The sequence below is a fragment of the Virgibacillus sp. M23 genome (assembly GCF_034190895.1).
Taxonomy (GTDB): domain Bacteria; phylum Bacillota; class Bacilli; order Bacillales; family Amphibacillaceae; genus Virgibacillus; species Virgibacillus salarius.
This window is the reverse complement of record NZ_JAWDHA010000014.1, coordinates 39,189-64,417: the sequence shown is the minus strand read 5'-3', so window position 1 is coordinate 64,417 and position 25,229 is coordinate 39,189. Positions and strand designations below refer to the sequence as shown.

Genomic DNA, 25,229 nt, shown 5'->3' with positions numbered 1-25,229 from the left:
TCAGGCATAGGAATTACAAATACAATTAGAAACACTATTCGTAGACAGGTTTCCAATCACGATATCAGTCATTTCCTTTGTGCTAACTACTATCCCATCCTCAATGGCCAAATCAGCTGTATAATACCCTTGATCTAGACTAGTCTGTACAGCTCTTTCAATTTCATCTGGCTCTTCGTGCATGTCAAACGAATGGCGTAGCATAAGGGCCGCAGATAAAATCATTCCTAATGGGTTGGCAATTCCTTTACCAGCAATGTCTGGCGCTGATCCATGAACTGGCTCATAAAGTCCAATACCATCCGTACGAATACTCGCTGATGGTAGCATCCCTAAAGAACCAGTTAGCACAGAAGCTTCGTCACTAAGAATATCACCAAATAGGTTTTCTGTGACTATCACATCAAATTGATTCGGTTGGGTGATTAATTTCATTGCTGCTGCATCAACTAATAAATGCTCAACCGCGACATCTGGATATTCTTTACGTTTTGCTTCAACGATTTCTCGCCAAAAACGACTTGACTCTAGAACATTGGCTTTATCGACAGATGTCAATTTTTTGTTCCTATGCTGTGCACTTTGAAAAGCTTTATCAATAATCCGTTCCATCTCAGTTCGGTGATAATATAACGTATCTACCACAGCATTCCCTTTTTCGATTCGTCCCTTTGGCTCACCAAAATAAAGTCCACCCGTTAATTCTCGAATGATTAGAATATCACTACCCTTTATTACCTCCTCCTTTAATGGAGAAGCATGAAGTAATGGTAAAAACCCCTTTATAGGTCTTAGATTGGCAAATAAGCCTAGTGCTTTACGTATTCCTAATAGTCCTTTTTCAGGTCGTTGATCTCCAGGTAATGAATCCCACTTTTCACCACCAACAGCTCCTAATAAAATGGCATCCGCTTCCTCACAAGCTTTTACCGTTGTGTCTGGTAATGGTGTCTGAAATTGGTCAATTGCACTACCGCCAATGGCATGCTCTGCAAAAGTAAACTGATGACCGAACTCTGTTGCAATGGTTTGCAAGACGATTTTTGCAGATCCCATTATTTCTTTACCAATTCCATCACCAGGTAACATAACAATATGTCTCTTCATCATTACGCCTCCTTCCTGTTTAAAAATTTATTTTACTACCTCTGCTTTATTGGAATTTTGATGCTGGATGATAAATCGATTGACCGCATTCAAGTATGCTTGCACCGATGCTTCCATTACATCCTGTGCAGAACCTCTGCCGTTAACCGTTTCTCCATTCACAAGTAACTGTACCCGTGATTCTGCTAATGCATCCTTTCCTCCACCTACAGAATTTAGCTGATAATCAATTAATCTCGTATTTTCTTCTGTTAACGTGTCTAATGTTTTATATAAAGCTTCCACACTCCCCTGACCAGTACATGCTGTTTTAACCGTTTTGCCTGTAGGGGTTATTAACTCAACAGCAGCTGTTGGGATATTATTGGAGCCATATTGTAATTGAAATAATTTTAGCTGGTATTTATCGACTGATGCTGTGTCTGTTTGCACTTCTGTGACAATGGTAAAAATATCATCATCCGTGACTTCTTTTTTGTGATCAGTAAGCTGTTTAAATAAATCAAACGCCTTTTTAATATTTTCTTCAGATACATTTATTCCAAGCTCTTTGATTTTATCCTTAAAAGCATGGCGACCAGAATGTTTCCCTAAAAATAGCGTGTTAGCATTAACACCTACGAGCTCAGGTGTAATAATTTCATAGGTGGATGCGTGTTTTAAAACACCATCTTGATGAATACCTGATTCATGTGCGAACGCATTCCTTCCTACAACCGCTTTATTCGCTTGAATATACATTCCCGTTAGCTTAGCAACCATATCACTAGTACGCTTAATCTCTTGTAAATTTAGATTCGTAGCATACGGATAATAGTCTGAGCGAATCTTCAATGCTACAGCAATTTCTTCCAGAGATGCATTTCCTGCTCGCTCACCGATCCCATTAATCGTGCCTTCCACCTGTGTTGCACCATTTTCGACAGCAGCAATTGAGTTAGCAACTGCCATACCGAGGTCATTATGACAGTGACAGGATAATGTTACTCGGTCGATATTAGGCACAGAAGAACGGATAAATTGAAACATGCTGCCATATTCTTTCGGTGTCGTATAACCAACTGTATCTGGTAAGTTAATTACGGTTGCTCCCGCATCAATCACCCTTTCGATTATCTGAGCCAAAAAGCTCCAATCTGATCGGGATGCATCCTCAGCTGACCATTCTACTTGTGGAAACTTCTTCCTTGCATAGGAGACCATATTTACCGCTGTTTCAATTACATCATCTGGCGTTTTCTTTAATTTGTATGTCATATGAATTGGTGAAGTAGCAAGAAAGATATGCAGACATGGTTCATCCGCACCTTTTAATGCCTCCCAAGCGATATCAATATCCGACTGCACAGTTCTAGCTAAGCCTGTTACGGACGTATGCTTGATGGTATCGGCAATTGCCTTAACAGCTTGAAAATCTCCTTTGGAAGAGGCGGGAAAACCAGCCTCCATTCGATCTACACCAAATCGTTCTAACTGCTTTGCAATTTCCAGCTTTTCAAGTTGATTTAGATTGACACCCGGTGATTGTTCTCCATCTCTCAATGTCGTATCGAAAATTTTAATTTGTGACATGAACCTTCACATCCTTTTGTTTCTTTTGGTCGGTTTGCAATGGCTGTTTAACAAAAGGCATTAACTCTCGTAACTCCTTCCCTACTTTTTCTATTGGATGCTGATTTTCTTTAGCGTTTATTGCTGTAAATTGTGGACGATTTGCTTGATTCTCCGAGATCCAGCCTTTGGCAAACGCTCCAGATTGTACTTCTGATAAAATTTCTTTCATACGTTGCTTTGTCTCATCATTAATAATTCTTGGTCCAGAAACGAAGTCACCCCATTGTGCAGTATCTGAAATAGAATAACGCATATTTTCTAATCCACCTTCATAAAGAAGATCAACGATAAGCTTCATTTCATGTAAGCATTCAAAATAAGCTACTTCTGGCTGATAACCAGCTTCCGTTAATGTTTCAAACCCTGCTTTTACAAGACTTGTCAGTCCACCACATAACACAGCCTGCTCACCGAAAAGATCTGTTTCTGTTTCTTCTTGGAACGATGTTTCCAAAATCCCTGCTCTCGCTGCTCCAATCCCCTGTGCATAAGCAAGTGCTAATTCAGTGGCTTCCCCTGATACATCTTGAAAAACACCGTATAATGCAGGTACTCCTGCTCCTTCCTCATACGTACGACGTACCAAATGCCCTGGACCCTTTGGTGCTACTAGAAATACATCCACATTAGACGGAGGAACGATCTGATTAAAATGAATATTAAAACCATGCGCGAATGCTATTGCATTACCAGCCTCTAAGTTTTCTTCTATGCTTTCTTTATATACAGCGGTTTGCAACTCATCAGGAAGTAAAATCATGACAACATCAGATTGTTTAACAGCTTCTGCAACAGAAAGTACAGTAAACCCATCTTTTTCAGCCTTAACCTGTGAGTTCCCAGGACGCAAGCCAACGACTACTTCATATCCACTCTCTCGTAGATTAAGAGCGTGAGCATGACCTTGTGACCCATACCCAATTATGGCAATTTTTTTCTCCTTCAAAACCTCTGTTTTTACATCTTTTTCATAAAGCACTTTTGACATTTTCATTTCCTCCTCAAATTAAATAGTAAATGAATTTATTTCAGCAACTTGCGAGGGCTGTTGCCCTCTTAAGAAGGCAGTTACACCAGTTTTTGTTAGTTCCTTAATTCCATATGGTCGAAGCAGTGCGATTAATGCTTCTACCTTATCCGGTCTTCCGGTAACTTGAATTGTTAGACTATCTTTACTTACGTCAATGACAGAAGCACGGAATGGTGTAATAATACCTTGGACCTCCGCGCGGAGTTGACCACTTCCACCAACCTTTATCAGGGCTAATTCTCTAGCAACGATGGCCCTCTCCGTTATATCGGAAACTTTTAATACATCGATTTGTTTATTCAATTGTTTCGTTAGCTGTTCAAGCTTTTGATGGTCTTTTACGTCAACAACAAAGGTCATTTTTGAAATTCCTTCTGTTTCTGAGCTGCCTACAGAAATACTTTCGATATTGAATTGTCGCTTATGAAGCATACCTGTTATTCGATTCAGTACGCCACCTCGATTTTGTACTGTTGCAATGATAATACGCCTCATTTGCTCACCCCAATCATTTCATGAATTCCTTTTCCTGGTGCGATCATAGGATATACACACTCCTGCTGCACTACTCGACAATCTACTAGTACTGGGCCATTAAAAGAGAAAGCCTTTTTTAATACGTCTATGACTTCTGTTTCTTTATCAACACTCATCCCATGAATTCCATAACTCTCAGCAAACTTTATAAAATCGGGATTCTCCATAAACAATGATTCAGAATACCTTTCCTCATAAAAGCTTTCTTGCCATTGTCTTACCATTCCTAGTGCTTGATTATTTACAATTATTATTTTGATTGGTAATTTCCGCTCTTTTACAACTGCTAATTCCTGAGCAGTCATTTGAAAGCCACCATCACCTACAATAGAAACCACTAATTGATTTGGTTCCCCCAACTGTGCACCAATCGCGGCAGGGAACCCGAATCCCATCGTGCCAAGTCCTCCAGATGTTACCCAACGATTCGGTTTTTCAAACGAATAATATTGAGCCGCCCACATTTGATGCTGCCCTACATCTGTGGTTACGATGGCTTCTCCTTGAGTTAAACGATGAACCGTTTCTAGCAGCCATTGTGGTGATATTTCTTTATCCGACCGCTCATACCAAAGCGGATAGTCCTGTTTATAACGTGTTAGTTTTACTTTCCAATCTTGATGATCAGGAAAAGTAATTGAACGAAGCAACAATGCCTGCAACGCTTCTTTTGCATCAGCTACCACCGGTATTTCTGTCTGCACATTCTTCCCAATTTCGGCTGGATCGATATCAATATGAGCTATTCTAGCTTTTGGAGCAAAGTGCTCTAAGTTTCCTGTTAAGCGGTCATCGAACCGAGCACCAATATTTATTAATAAGTCACATTCGTACATTCCCATATTTGCTGCATAGGTCCCATGCATCCCACCCATTCCTAAGAACAGTTCATGTGAACCTGGAAACCCTCCTAGCCCAAGTAACGTATTAATAACTGGAAGCTGATACCTTTCCACTAATTCCTTTAATTCCTCTGTAGCTTCAGCAAAGAGGATACCAGCACCGGCTAAAACAAGTGGCCGCTTAGCACGACTCAATGCATCGGCAAGTTTAATAATCTGCAATGGATTTGGCGTTTTATTTGGTTGGTAACCTGGTAGTTCAAATGTTGCCTCATGTACAGCCGATGAAAGCTCTGCCGAAACATCTTTTGGTATGTCGACAACAACAGGGCCAGGCCTACCTGTAGATGCTATATGAAATGCTTCCTTCACAACCTTTGGCAGCTCTGATAGTTCTTTAACTTGATAATTGTACTTCGTAATAGGAGTTGTAATTCCCATTACGTCTGCTTCTTGAAATGCATCTGTACCAATAACATTACTTGCCACTTGACCAGTGAAAATAACAATTGGCAAAGAATCCATCATTGCATCCGTAATTCCAGTTATTAAATTCGTTGCGCCTGGTCCCGATGTAGCTATTACTACCCCTGGCTTACCCGTAACTCGTGCATACCCTTCGGCTGCATGAATCGATCCTTGCTCATGCCGGGAAAGTACATGTTCAAAACTTGCTTCGCTCCGATAGATAGCATCGTAGATAGGTAACACAGCTCCACCAGGATAACCAAAAATCGTATCTACTCCAGCATCGACTAATGCATGAATTAACACATCAGCACCCGTTAATGTTTTTTTTGTACTTCCCACATCATGCTTTGCCTGAACTTTCACTGCTGCATGCCTCCTTTTAATAACTAATTTATAAAGAAATCCTGCCCATCCATACTGGCCAAGGTATTCTTATTGCCTTTTAACCTACTTAAACAAATCTAATAAAGTGAAACTTCAATCAGTAGGGGGTTTGTTTATCATCCACTGATTGTTAGTACACAAGGGTATGAACTGAAGGCCCTTGAACCAATCGGATATTTACTGGCAGTTATTCCCCCTCTTATCCATATTGTCTTCACTTTATTGCTTGAATTGGGGGGCTTATTGCCAGTTATTGCGGAATAAAAAAAGACGCCTTGAATCCCCATAACTGCATACATGTTTACAGATTATATGGGGAGAAAAGCGTCTTCTTTTCACGGTACCACCCAGATTCTTAGTACTCTTGCGAATACCAACTCATGGGGACCAATATATTGGACCCCTTAGATAACAGGTACAGATATTGCACCTGGCCGGCCTATTAAGTAACCCCGTTCAGTCCGGCACTCAGAGATGATGTCAGAATATAGTGTACTTCCAGGCTCGCAGCAACCCTGGATCTCTGTGAATACACAGGTTATATTCCTTTTTTCCCGTCATAGTGTTAACAATATTTTATTTTTGGCTGCCCCTTTATTTATCGTGTTTGTTAGGTTTGAAATTTTTATAAGTTAATATTGCCGTTAATAATATACCGTTTTAAACAAAGAGTCAACAGATATTTTAAAGTTTTTTGATATTTTTGATTAGTGAATTTTCTTGTATACGCTTACAAACCTTTCACTTCTGTTTTCTCTGAAATGTTACAAAATGATTACATTCTAATATATTGCATAATACGCCTAAAAATTAACTTTTTATTTTCATAAATCTAAATTAATATATCAGAATGTATTAATTTGCCTTAAATTGCTTTTTTTCCAAATCTATATTAACTAATATATTGATAGGTTATTCACATTTTTACAGAACATCGAATGATTCATATTTGTAGAAGTTTTTTCCATGAGGAAGTCTCGAGGAAAGTGTGTAATATCGTATTCAGGTGATAGATCAAAAAGCTTGTAGAAAACTAAAGAGCATCTCGATACGTTGGGTTATGACAGAATTTTAGTTAAAATGAAGAGGGGGGACGAACAATAATTGTTCCTATCTAATCATTGTTCGCTTTTTGCCTCTTAATTACGTTTGTCGAAGCCTTTTTCTGCTGTAAACTTTGTTAGATTTCAAAAAATCTATTGTTTGTCTATACAGGCAAGTGTTTACGCTAATCCTATCCACTTTATGCTTCATGTCTTGCTACTCCGTTAAATAGTCCGTTACGGCACCAAGCGAGGAGCAAGAGACATTATGTGCATATTTACCTAACACACCCTTTTTATACAATGGGGGTGCTAACCACTCTTTCTTTCTTGCCTCCAATTCGCTCTCTGTAACCTTAAATGAAATCTCCTTTTTCTCAGAATCTATTGTTACCATATCGCCCTCTGCTAAGAAGGCAATTGGCCCCCCATCTTGCGCTTCTGGTGCGATATGTCCTACCACTAGCCCATGTGTTCCTCCAGAAAATCTCCCATCTGTTAGTAAAGCTACCTTTTCGCCCAAACCTTTTCCTACTAAAATTGCAGAGATTGATAGCATTTCTGGCATGCCTGGGCCACCCTTTGGACCAACGTAACGAATAACAAGTACATCCCCTTCATTAATTTGATTACTCATTACCGCTGCTGTTGCTTCTTTTTCAGTATTAAATACTCTTGCAGGACCACTATGCCGCTTTACTTTCACACCAGATACCTTCGCAACACCACCGCGTGGAGCTAGATTACCTTTTAATACAATTAATGGACCATCTTCACGTTTTGGCTTATTAATAGGCATAATAACATCCTGCCCTTCTGTTAATGAAGGTGTGTCAGCTAAATTCTCAGCAATCGTTTTTCCAGTTACTGTTAAGCAGTCTCCATGGAGATAACCAGCTTCATAAAGTAGCTTCATAACAGCCTGTACACCTCCTACCCGATGAAGATCCTGCATAACATATTTACCACTAGGCTTTAGATCTGCCAAATGAGGAGTTTTTTCTTGAATACGATTAAAATCATCAATTGTTAAATCTACTTCGATAGCATGTGCAATAGCTAATAGATGTAATATCGCATTTGTAGAACCTCCCAAAGCCATCACAACCGTTATAGCATTTTCAAATGCTTTTTTCGTCATAATATCCTTTGGAAATATTTCTTTTTCAAGCAAATGATAGACAGCTTTACCAGCTTCTTTGCAGTCTTTTGCTTTTTCGGCGGATTCGGCAGGATTAGACGAACTACCGGGCAAGCTCATACCAATAGCTTCCATTGCTGAAGCCATTGTATTTGCTGTATACATCCCTCCACACGCACCAGCTCCTGGGCAGGCATGACATTCAATGGAACGCAATTCCGTATCATCAATATCACCATTGTTATGCCTGCCAACACCTTCAAATACTGAAACGATATCAATATCTTTACCATTCACAGAACCGGGAGCAATGGTTCCACCATACACAAAAACTGCTGGTACTCCTGCATTTGCTATGGCAATCATACAACCCGGAATGTTCTTATCACAAGCTCCAATAGCAACCAATCCATCTAAATTCTCTGCGCCAACTACTGTTTCTATTGAATCACCAATCAAATCACGACTTGGCAATGAATATCTCATCCCTTGTGTCCCCATGGAGATTCCATCTGAAACCGTAATTGTATTAAAAATTAAAGGAACACCGCCTGCTTCACGTGCTCCTTTCTTGGCCTGTACAGCCAGATCATCTATATGTATGTTACACGGGGTGACCTCACTCCATGTACTGGCTACACCGATCATTGGCTTTTGAAAATCTTCATCTGATAATCCCACAGCCCTTAGCATAGCACGATTTGGAGCCTTCATTGCTCCCTCACTAAACACGTGGCTTTTAATGCGTAAATCTTTTTCCAATGGATTCCCCACCTTTCTTTCGAATTATTATATGACTAATTATCAAATAGTTCAATGAATTTTTTTAATTATGATGATTCAATGTCGTCATTCAAGTCGTTTTGTGAAAATCCGAAAAACCTGTATGCGAGTGATTATCACAACAGACGGATGCACATCAGTAACAGATTCTTTTTTCTTTTTGCGTACATGGGGATTTATTTTCGATCAGACATATTCTAGATAGGGGAGATAAGATTCTATTGCTTATGGTTGATTAAGTTGGTTGCAAATCTTTTATGTATGAAGCTCCTTTTATTTATAGTGGTTGGAGGACTTTTCTGGATATTATAAATAAATGGTACTGCGCGTTGGAACGGACTATTTCTTTAATTGATCTAACAAGATCGGATTGAGATAGCTTTAATCTATCTAGGAATAATTAAAAAACCTCTTGAAACGATGAATCAAGAGGTTGTTCCTATTATTATGCATCATAGCTATCAGGATTAGAGCCGCTTCGTTCGTTTTTATTTAAACTACTTATTTGCTTCATTTCACCTTCCGTTAACGAAAAATCGAATATTGCCGCATTCTCAATAATTCGCTCTTCTTTTGTAGATTTAGGGATAGTTATAACATCGTTTTGAAGATCCCACCGTAAAATAATCTGAGCCGTACTCTTTCCATATTTTTCACCAATTTCTGTCAATGTCGCATCCTCTATTAGTCCACCTCTTTTTAATGGTGACCATGCTTCAAGTTGAATACTCTTGCTCTTACAGTAATGATGTAATTCTTGTTGTGTCAAGTGTGGATGATATTCCACCTGATCAATTACTGGCTTTACGGTACTTCCTCTCATCAAATCTTCCAAATGATGCTGATGAAAATTACTTACACCAATTGCACGAACCCTACCATCTTTGTAGAGCTTTTCCATTGCCCTCCATGTTTCTTTATATAATCCTTTCACTGGCCAATGAATGAGATACAGATCAAGGTATTCCAATCCTAATTTTTCCATACTATCTTCAAAAGCCTGCATTGTGCGCTCATAACCTTGTTGGTCATTCCAAACCTTTGTCGTAATAAATAGTTCTTTACGAGCTACTCCAGATTCTCTAATTGCTTCACCAACACCAGTCTCATTGTCATAAAACGAAGCTGTGTCTATACTTCTATAACCATGTTTTATTGCAATCTTAACAGCTTCTTTAACCGTTCGTCCATCTTGCACTTTATATACACCTAATCCAAACCCAGGCATTTCCACACCATTATTTAACGTTACTGTATCTTGTAAGTGCTTTATCATCATTATTCCCCCATCCTTTTACTCATCTATCATACCGTATACAATGGGATAAAGTGAAACTTCAATCCGTGGGGAGTTTGTTTATCCCACGAATTTGGTAAGTATCACAAAGGTATAACCTAAAGGCCCTAGAACCAATCGGACATTTACTGGCAGTTGATACCCACTCCCCAAAAATAAGTTCTCTTCATTGCTTGAAGTGGGGGCTAACTGCCAGTTATATACGGGATAAATAATTGGTAAAAAACGGAATTACATTTATCATTACAATCCATTTTCATCTAATAAAGTCGAATGATCTATCTGTTTTTTTATTACTTGTGCAACCTTATCTATTGCAGTATGCTCTGTATCTATATAAATTGAAAAATCATTCTCCTGAAAAGACTCTATACACTTTTTCGTTTGCCGAAAACACCAGTTACCTTCAGCCTCTCCTCTTTTTCTTAACCGATTAAAAATTGTTTCTTCTTTAGCTGTTAAACAAAAATGTATAGTCTGCTCGTCAATCATTTTAAATCCGTTAAAGATATATCGAAAATATTCAGGCTCTCTTATTGTCATTGGTACAACAAGCGTTTTCTGATAAGTAGCAACGAGTAGCTTAGCAGTTTCAACTGTTAACACCTTCCACAAATGAAATTCTTGAAAATCCCCCGTTGTAGATTCAACTTGCTTGATGTTTTGCCGAAGAATATTCCGCAGCATAAACCCGACTTCTTCGGGATCAAAAATCATACTATTGTCCATTATCTTAATTAGTTCATTTGCTACACACGTTTTTCCAACTCCAAATGCTCCATTTATCATTAGTATCATTTTAATAACCCTTCCAACAACTTATTTCCCAGTACGAGAGAGAGAGGCAAATCATGAAAATAGATAGTGTTTGTCCTTTCCCTACTAATAAATATAACATTTTCATAAAGTGAAACTTCAATCCGTGGGGAGTTTGTTTATCCCACGAATTGGTAGTACCACAAAGGTATAACCTAAAGGCCCTAGAACCAATCGGATATTTACTGGCAGTTGATCCCCACTCCCCAATAATAAGTTCTCTTTATTGCTTGAAGTGGGATCTTACTGCCAGTTATATGCGGGATAAATAATATTAAAGAGGCTTAGACAAAACAATGTAGAAACAGCAGAAAAACGAACGATAATTACTTGAAATTAATTATCGTTCGTTTTTAAAGCCTAGGGAATTATAAAATTTGATTCTGTGGATAAATAGGTGCGTGTTGAGCTGCGTCCAGATCCAACGCCCAGAAACGAAGAACTTCACGAATCGTCCTATGATAAGTAATCATCAGCTGGCAAGCTCACGTGATTCCGATAATACTCCTATTGATAAAAAAGATTATTCGTATTTTGTAAAGTAGCTGTGTTTTGTCTCCGCCTCCGTCACTGTTTAATCGTGTTTTTCACTGTGAACTGTTCCCTCATGAATTGTTTCAGATTTAGCATGATCATGCACATCACAATAATATACAATGGTTTTCAACTTCTGATATATCTCACATGTCCGTTTGTGGCGCATAAAATTTTTCCAATACTTATATTCATGTGTACCTGTTTTTATGAATGACGTTTCCGTATGATATTCTTGCCAGTTATGTTCTGTATGTTTGTCAATTACATCAGGTGCAGCGTTTACCTCTGTCAATTGTACAAACAGCATTAGAAACATTATAAAACAAATGCCTATAGCCCTGTTCCTCATAACATTTCACCACTTTTGTTAGAATAATTTTCCTTTCTTTTTAAGATGGACATATACGGGAAATTTATACCCAATTAAAACCCAACGTACATCTCAACAGACATACGGAGAAATAAAAATTTATTAGGAGAACGTTGGAAGGGCTCTCCTATGAATAAAAATCATATTTATTGTATTACAATTGGTACAGGAATCGGTGGAGCTTATTACCATCACGAACTAATGGACGGATATTATCAACAAGCCAATTCAGTTGGCTATTTATTATATGATTCGGTCACGAAAACCAATTTTGAATAGAGGGCGGCTACTTCTGCGCTTCGTTCAATGATTAAACAAGTATTTGGAGAAGCAACTACCCAGAGAATATTTTTCAACGTGCAAAATCTGGAGAGCAAGCATGTATTTCTATGATCAATGATTGGGCAAAGCAAATAGCTGCGGGTCTGGCACAAATAATTTTACTATTTGATCCTAAATGTTTACTTATAGGGGGCGGTTTATCACAGCAAGGTGACTACCTGCTTAATTACGTTAAAACTTCTTACCTTCTTGTTCGTCATAACGATAAGCGTTTAAGGTTATTATCTCCCTTTTTCAATTGCTAATGCAATTGCACCTTTAACCCCTTGTTCATCTTTTAATTTAGGTGAAGCTATAAATTGTTCGATATCACCAACGTCTATGTAATTATTCATAAGATTGGTAAAAGCTTTACGAATTAGTTGATATAAACGTTCCTGCTTCATAACTCCTCCACCAATAATCACTCGTTGTGGGGAAAGTATTAAAGAATAATTCATAATTGCTTGAGCCAGATAACTGGCCTCTATTTCCCAGACATCTATACGATTTGAAAGCAAATGACCTTTTTGACCATACCTTTTTTCAATTGCTGGTCCCGACGCCAATCCTTCTAAACAGGCACCATGAGAAGGGCAAACTCCCTGAAAGTCATCGTCTACATGTTTTTGTACCAGAATATGTCCCATTTCCGGATGGCTTTTCCCTTTATACGTTTTTCCATTATTTACGAAACCAGCACCTATCCCTGTCCCTACAGTAATATATAAACAGCTGCTCACGTCCTTTCCAGCCCCATACATATATTCACCTAATGCAGCTGCATTTACATCTGTATCCAGATGGACAGGAATCGAAAAGTGCTTTGTCAAATGCTCTAGTAGCTGAAATTCCTTCCACCTTAGTTTAGGCGTATTCAGTATCGTACCATAGGTAGAACTTGTTGTATCTAAATCGACTGGACCAAAGCTACCTACACCTAAAGAACTAATGTTGTAGGAAGAAAAAAAGTCATAAACATGCTGTAACGTTTCTTTCGGATCACTTGTAGGAAATGTTACTTTATCCAATACTTTTCCAGATTCATTTCCTACCGCACAGACAAACTTTGTCCCCCCTGCTTCAATCGCTCCAACCAACATAACCTCTCTCCCCCTTAACTGAATCAGTCTTATTACGTATGCGAAACGATTAACTGAGCATTTCCATTTAGTTTAACATTCTCTATTCCAAAAGGTATGATAAAGTGATCGCCTTTTACGATTTCAAATGAATTGTCATCAACAGTTAGCGTAGCAGTCCCACCAATCACACTACACTGAAGAAAGTCCTTATCCATTTGTTTAGTTACTTGCCCAACTAATTCCCAGTGATAAACAGTAAAGTACTGTTCACTAACTAGCTCTTTAATCGTCAGATCAGCTATTTTTTCTACCTGCTGTTTTAACTCAGGCTCATAATGAGGAACGGTCGTAACTTGTTTCGCTTGTGTAAGATGCAGTTCTCTTGTATTCCCGCTCTCATCTCTCCGATCATAATCGTACACGCGATATGTTATATCAGAGCTCTGTTGGGTTTCAAGAATCACAATTCCCTTACCAATCGCATGAATGGTTCCACTAGGTACATAGATAAAATCCCCTGCTGCTACTTTTTTGCTTTTTAAGAGACTATCCCATGCACCATTATCAACGCTAGCTTCAAAATCTTCTCTAGTGTCTGCATGGTGTCCTAAAATGATTTCAGAATTTGGCTCTGCCTGTAATACATACCAGCATTCCGTTTTACCATAAGGATGCGCTTCAACAGACCGTGCGTATGCATCATTAGGATGTACTTGAACAGATAAATCTTTCGCTGCGTCTAATATTTTTACCAATAGCGGATATGCTTCCTTATTCATAGGATCTTTATGAAATAACTCACCATGTTCTTGCCAAGCTTCCGCCAAAGTCTTTCCTTTTAAAGGACCATTCATAATTCTACTTGGTCCGTTAGGGTGAGCAGATATTCCCCAAGCCTCCCCTGTCTTATTGGTAGGGATATTATAGTTATATAGATCACGTAATTTTTCCCCACCCCAAATACGTTCCTGAAAAACAGGCTTTAAAAATAAGGGTTCTCTATATTGCACAATTATTCCTCCTAGAAGCTATTAATAGCTATCATTATAGCAAACTTAGAAGTAGCTTCGTTAATAATTTTCAATAGAATTTAATGAATAGTAAGAACGAGTTGTAACAGGTTACCCAAAACTGCGATTCAGCCTCCTAGTTGGCGAAAAACTCAGGTGTCCCACATATTCAAATTCATTCCTGTATCCTAACGAATAGTATGAGACACCCTTATAAAGTGAAACATCAATTAGTGGGGGTTTGTTTTTCCCCTACTAATTGTTAGTAACACAAAAGTATGACCTAAAAGCCTTGGAACTAATCGGACATTTGACTTGCAGTCGATCCCCTAAATGAGGGTCTTACTGCCAGTTAATTGAAGGATAAATACATACTTTATTGAATTTCATCTAGTAGCTGATATGCCTCTTCTTTATTTGCTACATCTAAAAGCTGTTTTCTGAATTGATCGTCCATAAGCTTACGTGAAAGCATTTGTAGTATTTTCAAATGTTCGTCTCCTGCATTCTTTTCAGGGACCGCAATCATAAAAATTATTTTTGCAGCAGTATGATCTAAACTATTCCAATCAACACCATCATGTTTCATTCCAAATGCTACAGCAGGTTTATTAACAGCTGAAGATTTTCCATGTGGGATCGCAATGTTCATTCCCATACCAGTTGTTCCTTCTTTCTCTCTAGCAATAACAGCCTGTCTATATATCTCTTTGTCGCTTAGAATACCAGCTCTATCCATTTTGTTAATCAATTCATCAATAACTTCATCTCTTGTTGCTCCTTTAAGGTCCGTATCCACTAGATCAACGGTTACAATATCGGTTAACTTACGTATATATAATTTTTTATCTTGTTCATTTCTAGTGTTCAGAGAACTTATTTGATCATTAACTGCTTCGGTTTGTTTGTTAGATTGGCTATCGAGTGTAGAACTAACTACATCCTTTTTTAGTAGATTAACTAAAATAGCTGTAACTAATGTACCAATAACGGCAGCTAAGAAGAACATTAGTACATTATCAACCGCCCCTAACACAGCTACAATCGGACCACCGTGGGCTACACGATCACCTACATTACCTAACATTGCTAGCATAGATCCTGTCATCGATCCGACCACGATACTAGGTATAACACGTAATGGATCTTGGGCAGCAAATGGTATAGCCCCCTCTGTTATACCGAATAATCCCATTGTAAAGCTTGCCTTTCCTGCTTGTTGCTCAGCAGGTTGATACTTTCTTTTATTAATAAAAGTAGCTAGTCCCATTCCAAGTGGTGGTATACAAATGGCTACCGCAATTGGTCCCATGATTTCATAATTTCCTTCTGCAATCATTGCAGAACCGAATAAAAATGCCACTTTATTAAAAGGTCCCCCCATATCAACTGCAATCATCGCACCAAGAATTAGCGCTAATAAAATGGAGCTGGCACCTTGCATGCCCTCAAGCCATGCTGTTAACGATTCAAACACCTGTGAAACCGGCGCACCAATGACATACACAAATAATAAGCCAACAATTAACGTTGCTAAAATTGGAATAAATATAATTGGCATAACAGGTTGAAGAGCTTGCGGCACTTTAATTTTTTTAATAGCTAGCGTAATATAACCAGCAAGAAAACCAGCGATGATCCCACCAATAAATCCAGCACCCGCTTCACTGCCATAAAAACTACCATTTGCAGCAATGAAACCTCCAATAATACCTGGTGTCAAGCCTGGACGATCTGCAATACTAACCGCAATAAAACCAGCTAATATCGGAACCATAAAACTAAAGGAGGCAGCACCAATATCTTCAATCTTTTTCCAGAATGAATCTTCTGGTATTACGATTCCTCCAGGTGTTTGTTCACCGCCAAGTGTTAAAGCAATAGCTATGAGTAATCCACCTACAACAATAAACGGAATCATGTAAGATACGCCACTCATTAAGTGCTTATAGATAGGATTCTCTTTTTCCTTTCGCTTCTTTTTAACGCCTTCAGCAGAAGCTAATTGTGCTTGATAAACGGAAACATCCCCTGTTTGAATTCGTTTAATTAATTGTTCCGGATTTCTAATACCTTCTTGTACTCCTGTTGCAATAAGCTTTTTACCAATAAATCTATCTTTGGAAACCTCCTTATCACTGGCGATGATAACTCCATCAGCTTCCTCAATATCTTTTTCGGTAAGTGCATTTTCTACACCAATGGACCCTTGAGTTTCAACTTTAATAGTAACACCGAGTGCTTCACCTGCTTTTTGTAAATTCTCAGCGGCCATATACGTATGGGCAATACCTACTGGACATGCAGTTACAGCAACTATCTTCATAATATATCCTCCTATATCTGAAAAGATTCGTAATCGCTTTCTTGAATATAGTATATATCAGATAAACAAAGGATAAATGTCTCTTTTCTTCCACAACTACGGTAAGATTGTATTTTATCCCACATATAGCTAGCAGTAAAACCCCCACTGATTGAAATTTCATTAGGGAGATCACCCTGATCTTTTACTGTTTAAAGTAGGCATAATAGCTTAACTAGATTACATCTAATTGTAACTTTTTATATTCGTGATAAAGGACTGCTTATCTGGTGCTTTCATTAATGCATTAAACGTAATCGGATCTTGAGAAATAGAAGATATTTGATTAATAATTGTTTTTATAGGATTGGATTTATCATTGGCTATAGCAAGCATAAAAACAATTGATACCCTTTCGCTTCCCCATTCTATTGGTGTATCAAGAACGGCCACCGCTATGGAGGTTTTTCGCACTAGACTAGGGTCTCCGTGTGGGATAGCCACACCACCCCCAATAGATGTAGCAGATTTTTTCTCACGTAATAGGGCATGATGAACATATTCTTGCTTAATATTACCTTTAGCTAATAATTGGTTGCCAAGCATTTCTACAACTTGGTAACGATGCTCTGCTTTAACATTTATGAATAAGAGTTCTTCACTCATTAAATCGGCTAGAAAAGAACCTGACGAATTCGAACTATCACTTATCGTACCTTGTTTAAAGAATTGAGCCAATTTATCTTGATCCTCCTGTTCAAGTAAAGGAGAAATAATAATGGTTGGAATACTACTATTACTTAGTGCTGTCGTAGAAATAATCAAGTTAACCTCATGATGCTGAATGAAACGAGGTACTTCTGATTTACCTATTGCACCAACGATTTGAATATCCTTATATTGTTGTTCTATTTTCACTTGCAACAAATGAGACATTCCTACACCCATATGACATACAATTAATACCTTCGGAACCTTCCTCCTCTTCTTTTGGATTCTTTCAAGCGAAGCTTGGAAATGAAGAACAAGGTAAGCAACTTCATCTTCTGGAAGATTCACATAAAATTGTCTCTTTACATTTTCTATTGCTAACGTCACCATACTAAACATATATGGATACATCTTTTTAATATTACCTAACAAAGGATTTGTGATTGGAAATCCATATTTAAGTCGATGAATGACTGCATCTAAATGAATAGCTAAGCCATTCAATAATTGCTCATCTTCTTCAAAGGATATCATCGTTAACCGTTTAATCTTACTGGTTATTGCAGAAGCTACCTGTACAGTTTTCGGATGCTGTTTATTCAAAGGAGTTGATTGATCTTCCCTTTTTTTACAACTACGTACATGCCATGTAAAGTAAATAATTTCTGCTTTAGAAATAGATATACAAAACTTCAATTCCAATTCTTCTAAAAACTTTTCAGAAGCTTTATATTCTCTTGTTTTAAAAAATGCTTCGTCAGGAGTATTTGAAATAACGATAGATGCATGTTGTTTTGTTCGTTTCACCAATATAAGTGCATGCATCAAAAGACCGTCCAACGCACTATCTGCAAAAGGGATGCCACTTGATAGCCTCATATTGTCCAACGCATTATTTATAGTAGAAATTTCAAATGGTAAAAATAAATCAAATAGGTAATTTCTTGTGTTATCAACGATAAATTCTTGTAAATGTGCTAAAGCAATACGTTTATTAATCTCTTCACCTTCTATAATATGCCCTAGTTTCTGCCTAGAAGTTAATAAGAGATCAAAGTTCTTTATCCACTCAGCTATTCGTTTCATGTCAGCTTTAATAGCTGCTTTATGAATGTGATGTTCATCTGCCAATGTTTGTAATGTAACTGGTCGTTTACTCTCCAATAAGCGATAGGCAATTTTCATTGCTCGCTCATCTTCAGATATTGTCTCCGCAAATAGTTCCTGGAATAATTTTTTTCGTTCGACATTATTTATGTCTAGATAGACGCCTGTACCAGGCTTACGAACTATTGAGGCGGATGAGAAAGTCCTTACATAATCTTCAATCTGTTTAAGATCATTACGCACTGTCTTCTCTGAACATTGAACATGTGTTGCAAGATCCTGTATAAGAAATGGCTTACTATCATTTGATAATAATATCTCAATTAGCTCTCTCTGTCTGTTATTCATTGCAGCACCAACTTCTTACAAAGCTTGTCCGTTAACCAAAACAAACTGGAGAAGCTTTGTTGTATTTTACTGATTTGCTAGAAATTTGATACGATCTTTATTCGTAGCAAAACAGCTATATACAACTAGAATAGCAAAAGGAAGGACTTTTTTCCTTATTCACATCGTTCTTACTTTTTTAACGTAAGGCAGACATGAATGAATCAAAGGTCGATGCCTTGATTAATTGGTGTATCATTGTTTCCGAGTTTACCATTCTCCCCAACAGATCATACATATGTTGCAAGTCTTCCTGACTATCTTTCTTGACATTTAAAAGGCAGACAAATTGGACAGGTTTATTTCCCCAGGTAATTGCTTTTTTCAAAGTACAAACAGTTAAGAACGTTTTATTTGTTTGTGGAGTTATCGGATGTGGAATGGCTACTAGGTTGCCGAACGAAGTAGGAGCTATTGCTTCTCTGTCATATAGATTATCTAGATAGCTCTTATTTACATGTCCTAACTGAAGTAGCTTTTGATGTAAAAAATGCAATACTTCCTTCTTTGTTTCAAAATCTTTCTGTAAGAATATAAGATTTTCTTGAAAATAACCAGATATATTTCGTTGATTACCAATGAATTGCCCAATTTTTTTCATATCATTATTTCCAAGAATAGCATTTACTTCGATAACTGGAACTGATAAATTCTCTATAATAGGAACTGAACTAATAATCAAGTCAACGTTGTTTAAATTATAAGCTTTTAATTTATACAATTCTGTAATACCTACTACATCAAGACTCTGTCTGAATTGTGTTTTTACTCGATAGTAGATCAATTGTGCAGTCCCAAACCCAGAAGCACAGACAATTAAACATCGTTTAGGTCCGGAATTTAAGTTCCTTCTTTCGATAGCTGCACCAATATGCAAGGCAATATAGCCAATTTCATTTTCATCAATTTTGGTATCTGTTATTTTTTCAATCATTAAACCACCAAGAATAGCCGTTTCAAATGCTAATGGATACTTCTTTTTAATGTCCTCCAATAATGGATTTCTAATATTCATACCATATTTATAGCGATTAATTGCAGGTTTTAAATGCAAGCTTAGTGCAATAATTAGTTCCTTATCATGCTCAATACCTAAGCGATACTCTTCCTCAATTTTAGCTAACATTTTTTTACTAATAGCCAGAATAGTATCGTCAATCATTTGTTCGTTAAGCACGTCTACTTTTGTAGGCTGCGAAAGCATTTTCGTTCCCAATAAATGAATAGCAATATAAGCGGTCTCCTCCTTTGGGAAAACAACGTTAAAATGTTCTTCTACATCCTTTACAATTTTTAAAGCTACTTGATATTCACTCTGCTTTTCTATTTGGCTACGTTCACTTGGTTGTAAATTAACATGATTTCCACTACGAATTCTTTTGTAAGCGATCGCAATATGAATGAGAAGGTTATTAATAGCAATATCTGACATACTAATTTGATGTTGACTAATTTGCTGCATAATAATTGCTGATATGGCATGGAAATCTGTTGGCATCAAACTAGAAGATAAGCCTTTCATCCCATTTTCGGTACAATCACTACTTCGATCAACAACATATTCTGCCATACAAAAACGTAATTTAAGCTCGTCTCCTCTAAGCTCAAGTCCGTAATTAGGTCTGGAATGTAATTGAATAGAGTAATGATTTAAGATGGACTTTACCTGTTTTAAATCATTTTGAACAGTCGATTTACTCACGTACAATTCGTCAGCCAATTGCTCGATCTTTACATAATCATCACTAACTAATAGCTTTCGAATAATATAAGCTTCTCTTTCTTCAGGCGATTGAGGTTGTAGATAATCCTTTGACAATTCTGGATATGCAATATGGTGAAGAAATTGGCGAAATTTCTTTTCCTGAAAAACAACCAATTTATAACCTTTTCCCATAAGGGTTTGGATTTGTGCACCATGATTCATAACCAACGCATCTAGCTTTTTTATATCCTCCCTCGTTGTTCTAGATGTAACGTTATTTATATCAGCCAAAAATTCACCTGTAACAGGTGCATCTATAGTCATTAACTTTTTTAAAATTACTCTCATTCTCGAGGTAAGCATACCCATTTGCTCCTTACTCGGATCGATGTAATAAAGTGAAACCTCAATCAGTGGGAGTTTTGTTTATCCCCCACAGGATGGTTAGTACCACAAGGGTATGACCTAAAGTCCTCTAAACCAATCGGACATTACTGGCAGTCGCTCCCCACTTATCCATATTGGTTTCACTTTTTCACTTGAAGTTTGGGGCTTACTGCCAGTTATATGAGGGATAAAGGGCGTTCTGACTCGTTCAAAATCAAAACTCCTTAATCGATATTTTCATTAAAATCATTATCGGATAGCTAGCAGCTTTGCTGTCTAAAAACCATTATTTTCTGCTACATGCTTTATCCAATGCGCACTTTTCTTCGGTGTTCGTTTCATTGTCTTTAGGTCTACAGCAAAAAAACCATAGCGATTTTTATAAGCATTCATCCACGACCAATTATCCATGAAAGCCCATAAATGATAGCCTTTTACATTACAATTTTCTTGTATAGCCTGATGCACCCATTTCAAATGCTCTTTTATAAATTCTATTCGATAATCATCCTGAATTTCTCCATTTCTTAGAAATCGTTCTTCATTCTGAACTCCCATGCCATTTTCCGAAATAAAAGATTCAATATTTCCATAGTTATCTTTTAAATTTTTCAAAATATCATAGATTCCTTTTTCATATATCTCCCACCCACGATACTTATTCATTTTTCTACCTGGCATTTCATAGCTATCAAAATACATATCGGGCATAAACGGAGCATACGGGTTTGGTAAATACTCTTTTGCTTTCACACGACGAGGCTGATAATAATTCACACCGAGAATATCAACCTTGTTCTCCCTTAATAATTCTTTATCTCCGACTTCTGTATTCGGTAATAGTCCATGTTCATTTAAAATCTCTATTAGCTCGCTCGGATACTCCCCAAGGACCGCCGGATCCAAGAAGCTACGATTGAAAAATAAGTCTGCTATTCTAGAAGCTCTTAAATCAGCTGGATTATTACTTCTAGGATAGGACGGTGTTAGATTTAAAATGATTCCAATTTTACTTCCATTGTCATTGTATGTACGAAATGCTTCTACTGCCTTTGCATGTGCAATCATTGTATGATAAGCAACTTGAGTGGCCTTTTTAGCATCAACGATATTCGGATAATGAAAATCATACAAGTATCCACCTTCAACTGGAACAATTGGTTCATTAAATGTAAACCATTTTGTCACACGGTCGCCGAATAATTGAAAACAAGTCTTCGCATAGTCTACATATTTCTCAACTACTTCTCTACTTTCCCATCCGCCTTGCTGTTGCAGATCAAAAGGCATATCAAAGTGAAACAGATTTACAAACGGCTCAATGTCTTGAGCAATCAATTCATCAATTACATGATTGTAAAAGTCTGCCGCTTTTTGGTTTACTTCACCATAAGGCATAAACCTTGACCATGATATAGATAAACGAAAGGTATTATGACCAATTTCTTTCATTAATTTTATATCTTCTTTATATGTGTGATAAAAATTAGAGGTAGTATCAGGGCCAACTTCATCAAAAAATCGGTTTGGCTCCTTCTCATACCAATAATCCCAGATGTTTTTCGCTTTACCATCTTCTTTCGCAGCACCTTCTATTTGTGTTGCTGACGTTGCACTTCCCCACCAAAAATCTTCAGGAAACTGAAAGTTGATTGTCACCGCTAGTTCCTCCTCTTAACTTACTATTTATTTCTGTATATTTCGATAATCTCTATCGCAAGGTCCCTTACTGTCATTGATGTCATTAAATGATCTTGTGAATGAATAAGCATGACATTAATAACATTTTCTTCACCCTTTGCTTCCTGTTGTAATAGCTGGGTTTGGTATTCATGCGCCTTTCCTAGTTCTTCTCCAGCCTGTTCAACTAGTTCATCGGCTAATGTAAAATTACCGATCTTTGCCTCTTGAATGGCTTCCATTACGTTTGATTTTCCATTACCGGCGTGCAATATTATTTGAAATGCAATATTTGTTGTTTGATCCACGCTTTTCACCTCTTAAGACTGCTTAAAATACTGTTATTATGATTAGCTTTTCTTTACCTTCGTTTCTTTTTCATAGTAACTCTTGTCCATAATCTTTAAGAATGGCCACCAAATCGCAATTACTATAACTAAATTTACTGCCTGTAGTACCCCTCCTTGCCATGCATTACCTGTTGCTAAAAATCCATTTAAAATAACTGGTGTTGTCCATGGGACAATTACCCCAGCAGGTGGCGGAACTAATCCAGTCGACATAGCAAAATATGTAATAATGGTAACTACAACTGGAGCAACAAGCCATGGAATAATAATTAATGGATTCATGATAATCGGTAAGCCAAAGATAATAGGCTCGTTTACATTAAATACCCCGGCAGGTGCACCAAGCTTACCTAATTCCTTCAATTGTCTACTTCTACCAATTAGAAATATTAGAATGATAACAGCTAACGTCATGCCTGATCCTCCCATACCAACAAGGAAAGAGTCGACAAATTGCTTCGTCACAATGTTTGGTAATTCAGTCCCCGCCTGAAACGCTGATAAATTTTGATCATTTAATGCATACCAGATTGGATCAAATACTGAATTCACAATGATTTGGCCATGTAATCCAAAGAACCAGAAAACCTGAATCAACAGTACCGCAACAATAGTTGCTGGCAATCCACTACCAAGTTCAGTTAATGGTTGTTGGATTATAGTATAAATAAAATTCTGTACTGTCTCAAAATTGGTGTAACTAAATAGAATGCGGACTATTAAAAAAATGGATAATGTTAGGGTAATCGGAATTAATGCACTAAATGATTTTGACACTGCCCCCGGAACCCCAGCTGGCATTTTAATTGTCCAATCTTTTTGTACGAAGAAACGATATAACTCAGCTGAAATAAATGCAGTAAAGATACCAAGAAACATTCCTTGGGCTCCTAGACTTGCTGTAGGAATAACTCCAGATACTCCTTCTAATACCTGTGGCGTTAATATCAAGAAAGCTGCTAGTGCAACTACACCGCCATAAATAGCCTCCCCTTCGTAATGCTCTGTTAACTTATAACCAATCCCAACGATTACAAATAATCCCATTATGCTTAAGGTGGCAGCTGAAGCTGGTCCTAATGCATTTTGGTATGCCTTATAGGCTTCCTCACTAATCATACTATCGAGGAAGGGAAAATTTGCAATAACAACAAATATAGAACCAAAAATAATAAGTGGTAACGCAACCATAAATCCGTCACGTAAAGCGGATAAGTAACGGTTATTGTTTAACTTATCAGCAATCGGTAATAAGAAGTTCTCCAACATTTCCATAAACTTCCCATTCATCTAAATCTCCTCCTTTAACTATTTTCATTAAGCAATTCCAATGCCTTATTTAACACTGCTTCTCCGTCGATTCTTCCATAAGCAATTGGATCAATTACATCAATCGGTACATTCCATTCACTCGCCGCTTTAGAAAGTTTCTTTTTTAAAAAACGCATTTGTGGACCGATAAGTAGTACATCCGCTTTTTCCATTTCCTGCGTTATCTTATCTTGTGCCACAGCCCATATCTGAACCTCCATTTCCGTTTCAGATGCTATTTCTTCCATTTTTGCTACTAATAAACTCGTAGACATACCAGCTGAACATGCTAGAACAATATTTTTCATGGAAAATCCCTCCTATGTTGATGTTTGTTAACTTATCTATAAGTTTATACGAATACAAACAGCAACTACACCTATACTTTTTCCGTCATGAAACGGAAATAATTAAGCGCTTACACGTGATTACATAGCACCTCACCAGCTGTTTACCTCCCTTAATATAAGAATAACCTCCGTGTTTTCACGAATTTTGGAACGATATTACGTTATGAAATGGTTTTATGGACGTCTTGATCGCTTAAGAAGAGAACTAGAACGAAAAGGAAAAAGCGGTGCTTAAACATGGGTGATTATGATCGCATGGAACATTGAATACACGTAAAAAAGGGGGGTGAAGCGATTCAAAGACTCATCCGAGCCAATGAAAATGTTAATTTCAATAGTGTTGCAGAGGAAGCAGGTGCAGCAAAAGCAACATTGTACAACAATCCTGAAATTCGTGAGAAAATTGGATTATTAAGGAAGCGGAACTCGCAAATGCCAACACCAAACAATTAAAACGAGTAATGAATGGAAGCAATAAAAATGCCATTATAGATTCACTAAACGGAAAATCGAGAAACTAGAAGATGATAACCAACAACTACAAAAGC

21 protein-coding genes are annotated in these 25,229 nt (G+C 37.4%); 3 read left to right on the top strand and 18 right to left on the bottom strand.

Features of this window, described 5'->3' with window-relative positions:
- From leuB to RVS70_RS08020, 9 genes are all read right to left on the bottom strand, one after another.
- On the bottom strand, nt 1–1,107 hold the full coding sequence (gene leuB / locus RVS70_RS08060; protein ID WP_026679844.1) for a 3-isopropylmalate dehydrogenase: 1,107 nt from the start codon (nt 1,105–1,107) through the stop codon (nt 1–3).
- A gap of 27 nt (nt 1,108–1,134) precedes the next feature.
- Nucleotides 1,135–2,679, bottom strand: a complete 1,545-nt coding sequence (locus RVS70_RS08055; RefSeq protein WP_026679843.1) for a 2-isopropylmalate synthase — start codon at nt 2,677–2,679, stop codon at nt 1,135–1,137.
- Nucleotides 2,666–3,709, bottom strand: a complete 1,044-nt coding sequence (gene ilvC / locus RVS70_RS08050) for a ketol-acid reductoisomerase (protein ID WP_026679842.1) — start codon at nt 3,707–3,709, stop codon at nt 2,666–2,668. The genes RVS70_RS08055 and ilvC overlap by 14 nt, the downstream gene beginning before the upstream one ends.
- Before the next feature lie 18 nt (nt 3,710–3,727).
- A complete protein-coding gene (gene ilvN / locus RVS70_RS08045) occupies nt 3,728–4,246 on the bottom strand; it encodes an acetolactate synthase small subunit (RefSeq protein ID WP_026679841.1) in 519 nt (172 codons plus the stop codon).
- Nucleotides 4,243–5,964 carry an acetolactate synthase large subunit gene (ilvB, locus tag RVS70_RS08040; protein WP_321132843.1) on the bottom strand — a complete coding sequence of 574 codons (1,722 nt, stop codon included), beginning with the start codon at nt 5,962–5,964 and terminating at the stop codon, nt 4,243–4,245. The genes ilvN and ilvB overlap by 4 nt, the downstream gene beginning before the upstream one ends.
- Before the next feature lie 1,281 nt (nt 5,965–7,245).
- Nucleotides 7,246–8,931, bottom strand: coding sequence for a dihydroxy-acid dehydratase (ilvD, locus tag RVS70_RS08035; RefSeq protein WP_026679839.1), 1,686 nt, complete (start codon nt 8,929–8,931; stop codon nt 7,246–7,248).
- Nucleotides 8,932–9,397: 466 nt separating this feature from the next.
- The gene (locus RVS70_RS08030) at nt 9,398–10,228 is read right to left on the bottom strand and encodes an aldo/keto reductase (protein ID WP_121605773.1); all 831 of its coding nucleotides are present in this window, start codon (nt 10,226–10,228) and stop codon (nt 9,398–9,400) included.
- A 264-nt stretch (nt 10,229–10,492) separates the two neighbouring features.
- On the bottom strand, nt 10,493–11,047 hold the full coding sequence (locus tag RVS70_RS08025; protein ID WP_281950091.1) for an AAA family ATPase: 555 nt from the start codon (nt 11,045–11,047) through the stop codon (nt 10,493–10,495).
- 592 nt (nt 11,048–11,639) lie between these two features.
- The gene (locus RVS70_RS08020; protein ID WP_051388436.1) at nt 11,640–11,951 is read right to left on the bottom strand and encodes a hypothetical protein; all 312 of its coding nucleotides are present in this window, start codon (nt 11,949–11,951) and stop codon (nt 11,640–11,642) included.
- Between the two features lie 150 nt (nt 11,952–12,101).
- On the opposite strand from RVS70_RS08020, the gene RVS70_RS08015 reads away from it, so the two are divergent.
- Both RVS70_RS08015 and RVS70_RS23380 read left to right on the top strand, forming a co-directional pair.
- Nucleotides 12,102–12,251 (top strand): hypothetical protein, encoded by a 150-nt coding sequence (locus RVS70_RS08015; RefSeq protein WP_161629287.1) that lies wholly within the window; start codon nt 12,102–12,104, stop codon nt 12,249–12,251.
- Nucleotides 12,252–12,292: 41 nt separating this feature from the next.
- Nucleotides 12,293–12,559 carry an ROK family protein gene (locus RVS70_RS23380; protein ID WP_414617170.1) on the top strand — a complete coding sequence of 89 codons (267 nt, stop codon included), beginning with the start codon at nt 12,293–12,295 and terminating at the stop codon, nt 12,557–12,559.
- Here the strand turns inward: RVS70_RS23380 and RVS70_RS08010 are convergent.
- The 9 genes from RVS70_RS08010 to RVS70_RS07970 form a co-directional block, all read right to left on the bottom strand.
- The gene (locus tag RVS70_RS08010; protein WP_321132842.1) at nt 12,536–13,396 is read right to left on the bottom strand and encodes an ROK family protein; all 861 of its coding nucleotides are present in this window, start codon (nt 13,394–13,396) and stop codon (nt 12,536–12,538) included. The genes RVS70_RS23380 and RVS70_RS08010 overlap by 24 nt on opposite strands.
- A 32-nt stretch (nt 13,397–13,428) precedes the next feature.
- Complete coding sequence (gene manA, locus RVS70_RS08005; RefSeq protein WP_034679528.1) at nt 13,429–14,388, bottom strand: mannose-6-phosphate isomerase, class I; 960 nt, start codon at nt 14,386–14,388, stop codon at nt 13,429–13,431.
- A gap of 376 nt (nt 14,389–14,764) precedes the next feature.
- On the bottom strand, nt 14,765–16,714 hold the full coding sequence (locus tag RVS70_RS08000; protein WP_321132841.1) for a PTS fructose transporter subunit IIABC: 1,950 nt from the start codon (nt 16,712–16,714) through the stop codon (nt 14,765–14,767).
- A gap of 225 nt (nt 16,715–16,939) precedes the next feature.
- Nucleotides 16,940–18,859, bottom strand: coding sequence for a BglG family transcription antiterminator (locus tag RVS70_RS07995; RefSeq protein WP_121603722.1), 1,920 nt, complete (start codon nt 18,857–18,859; stop codon nt 16,940–16,942).
- Nucleotides 18,860–19,037: 178 nt separating this feature from the next.
- Nucleotides 19,038–20,966: a BglG family transcription antiterminator gene (locus RVS70_RS07990; protein ID WP_321132840.1), complete on the bottom strand. Its 1,929-nt coding sequence runs from the start codon at nt 20,964–20,966 to the stop codon at nt 19,038–19,040.
- Between the two features lie 300 nt (nt 20,967–21,266).
- Entirely contained in the window at nt 21,267–22,649 is a 1,383-nt protein-coding gene (locus RVS70_RS07985) for a glycoside hydrolase family 1 protein (RefSeq protein WP_321132839.1), read from the bottom strand.
- 23 nt (nt 22,650–22,672) lie between these two features.
- Nucleotides 22,673–22,978 carry a PTS lactose/cellobiose transporter subunit IIA gene (locus RVS70_RS07980; RefSeq protein ID WP_026682575.1) on the bottom strand — a complete coding sequence of 102 codons (306 nt, stop codon included), beginning with the start codon at nt 22,976–22,978 and terminating at the stop codon, nt 22,673–22,675.
- A 42-nt stretch (nt 22,979–23,020) separates the two neighbouring features.
- Nucleotides 23,021–24,310, bottom strand: a complete 1,290-nt coding sequence (celB, locus tag RVS70_RS07975; RefSeq protein WP_166530222.1) for a PTS cellobiose transporter subunit IIC — start codon at nt 24,308–24,310, stop codon at nt 23,021–23,023.
- 14 nt (nt 24,311–24,324) lie between these two features.
- On the bottom strand, nt 24,325–24,639 hold the full coding sequence (locus RVS70_RS07970) for a PTS sugar transporter subunit IIB (RefSeq protein ID WP_026682577.1): 315 nt from the start codon (nt 24,637–24,639) through the stop codon (nt 24,325–24,327).
- A gap of 309 nt (nt 24,640–24,948) precedes the next feature.
- Here RVS70_RS07970 and RVS70_RS23375 point away from each other — a divergent pair, with 309 nt between their 5' ends.
- Nucleotides 24,949–25,134, top strand: a complete 186-nt coding sequence (locus RVS70_RS23375; protein ID WP_414617169.1) for a DUF6262 family protein — start codon at nt 24,949–24,951, stop codon at nt 25,132–25,134.
- Nucleotides 25,135–25,229: the final 95 nt, after the last annotated feature.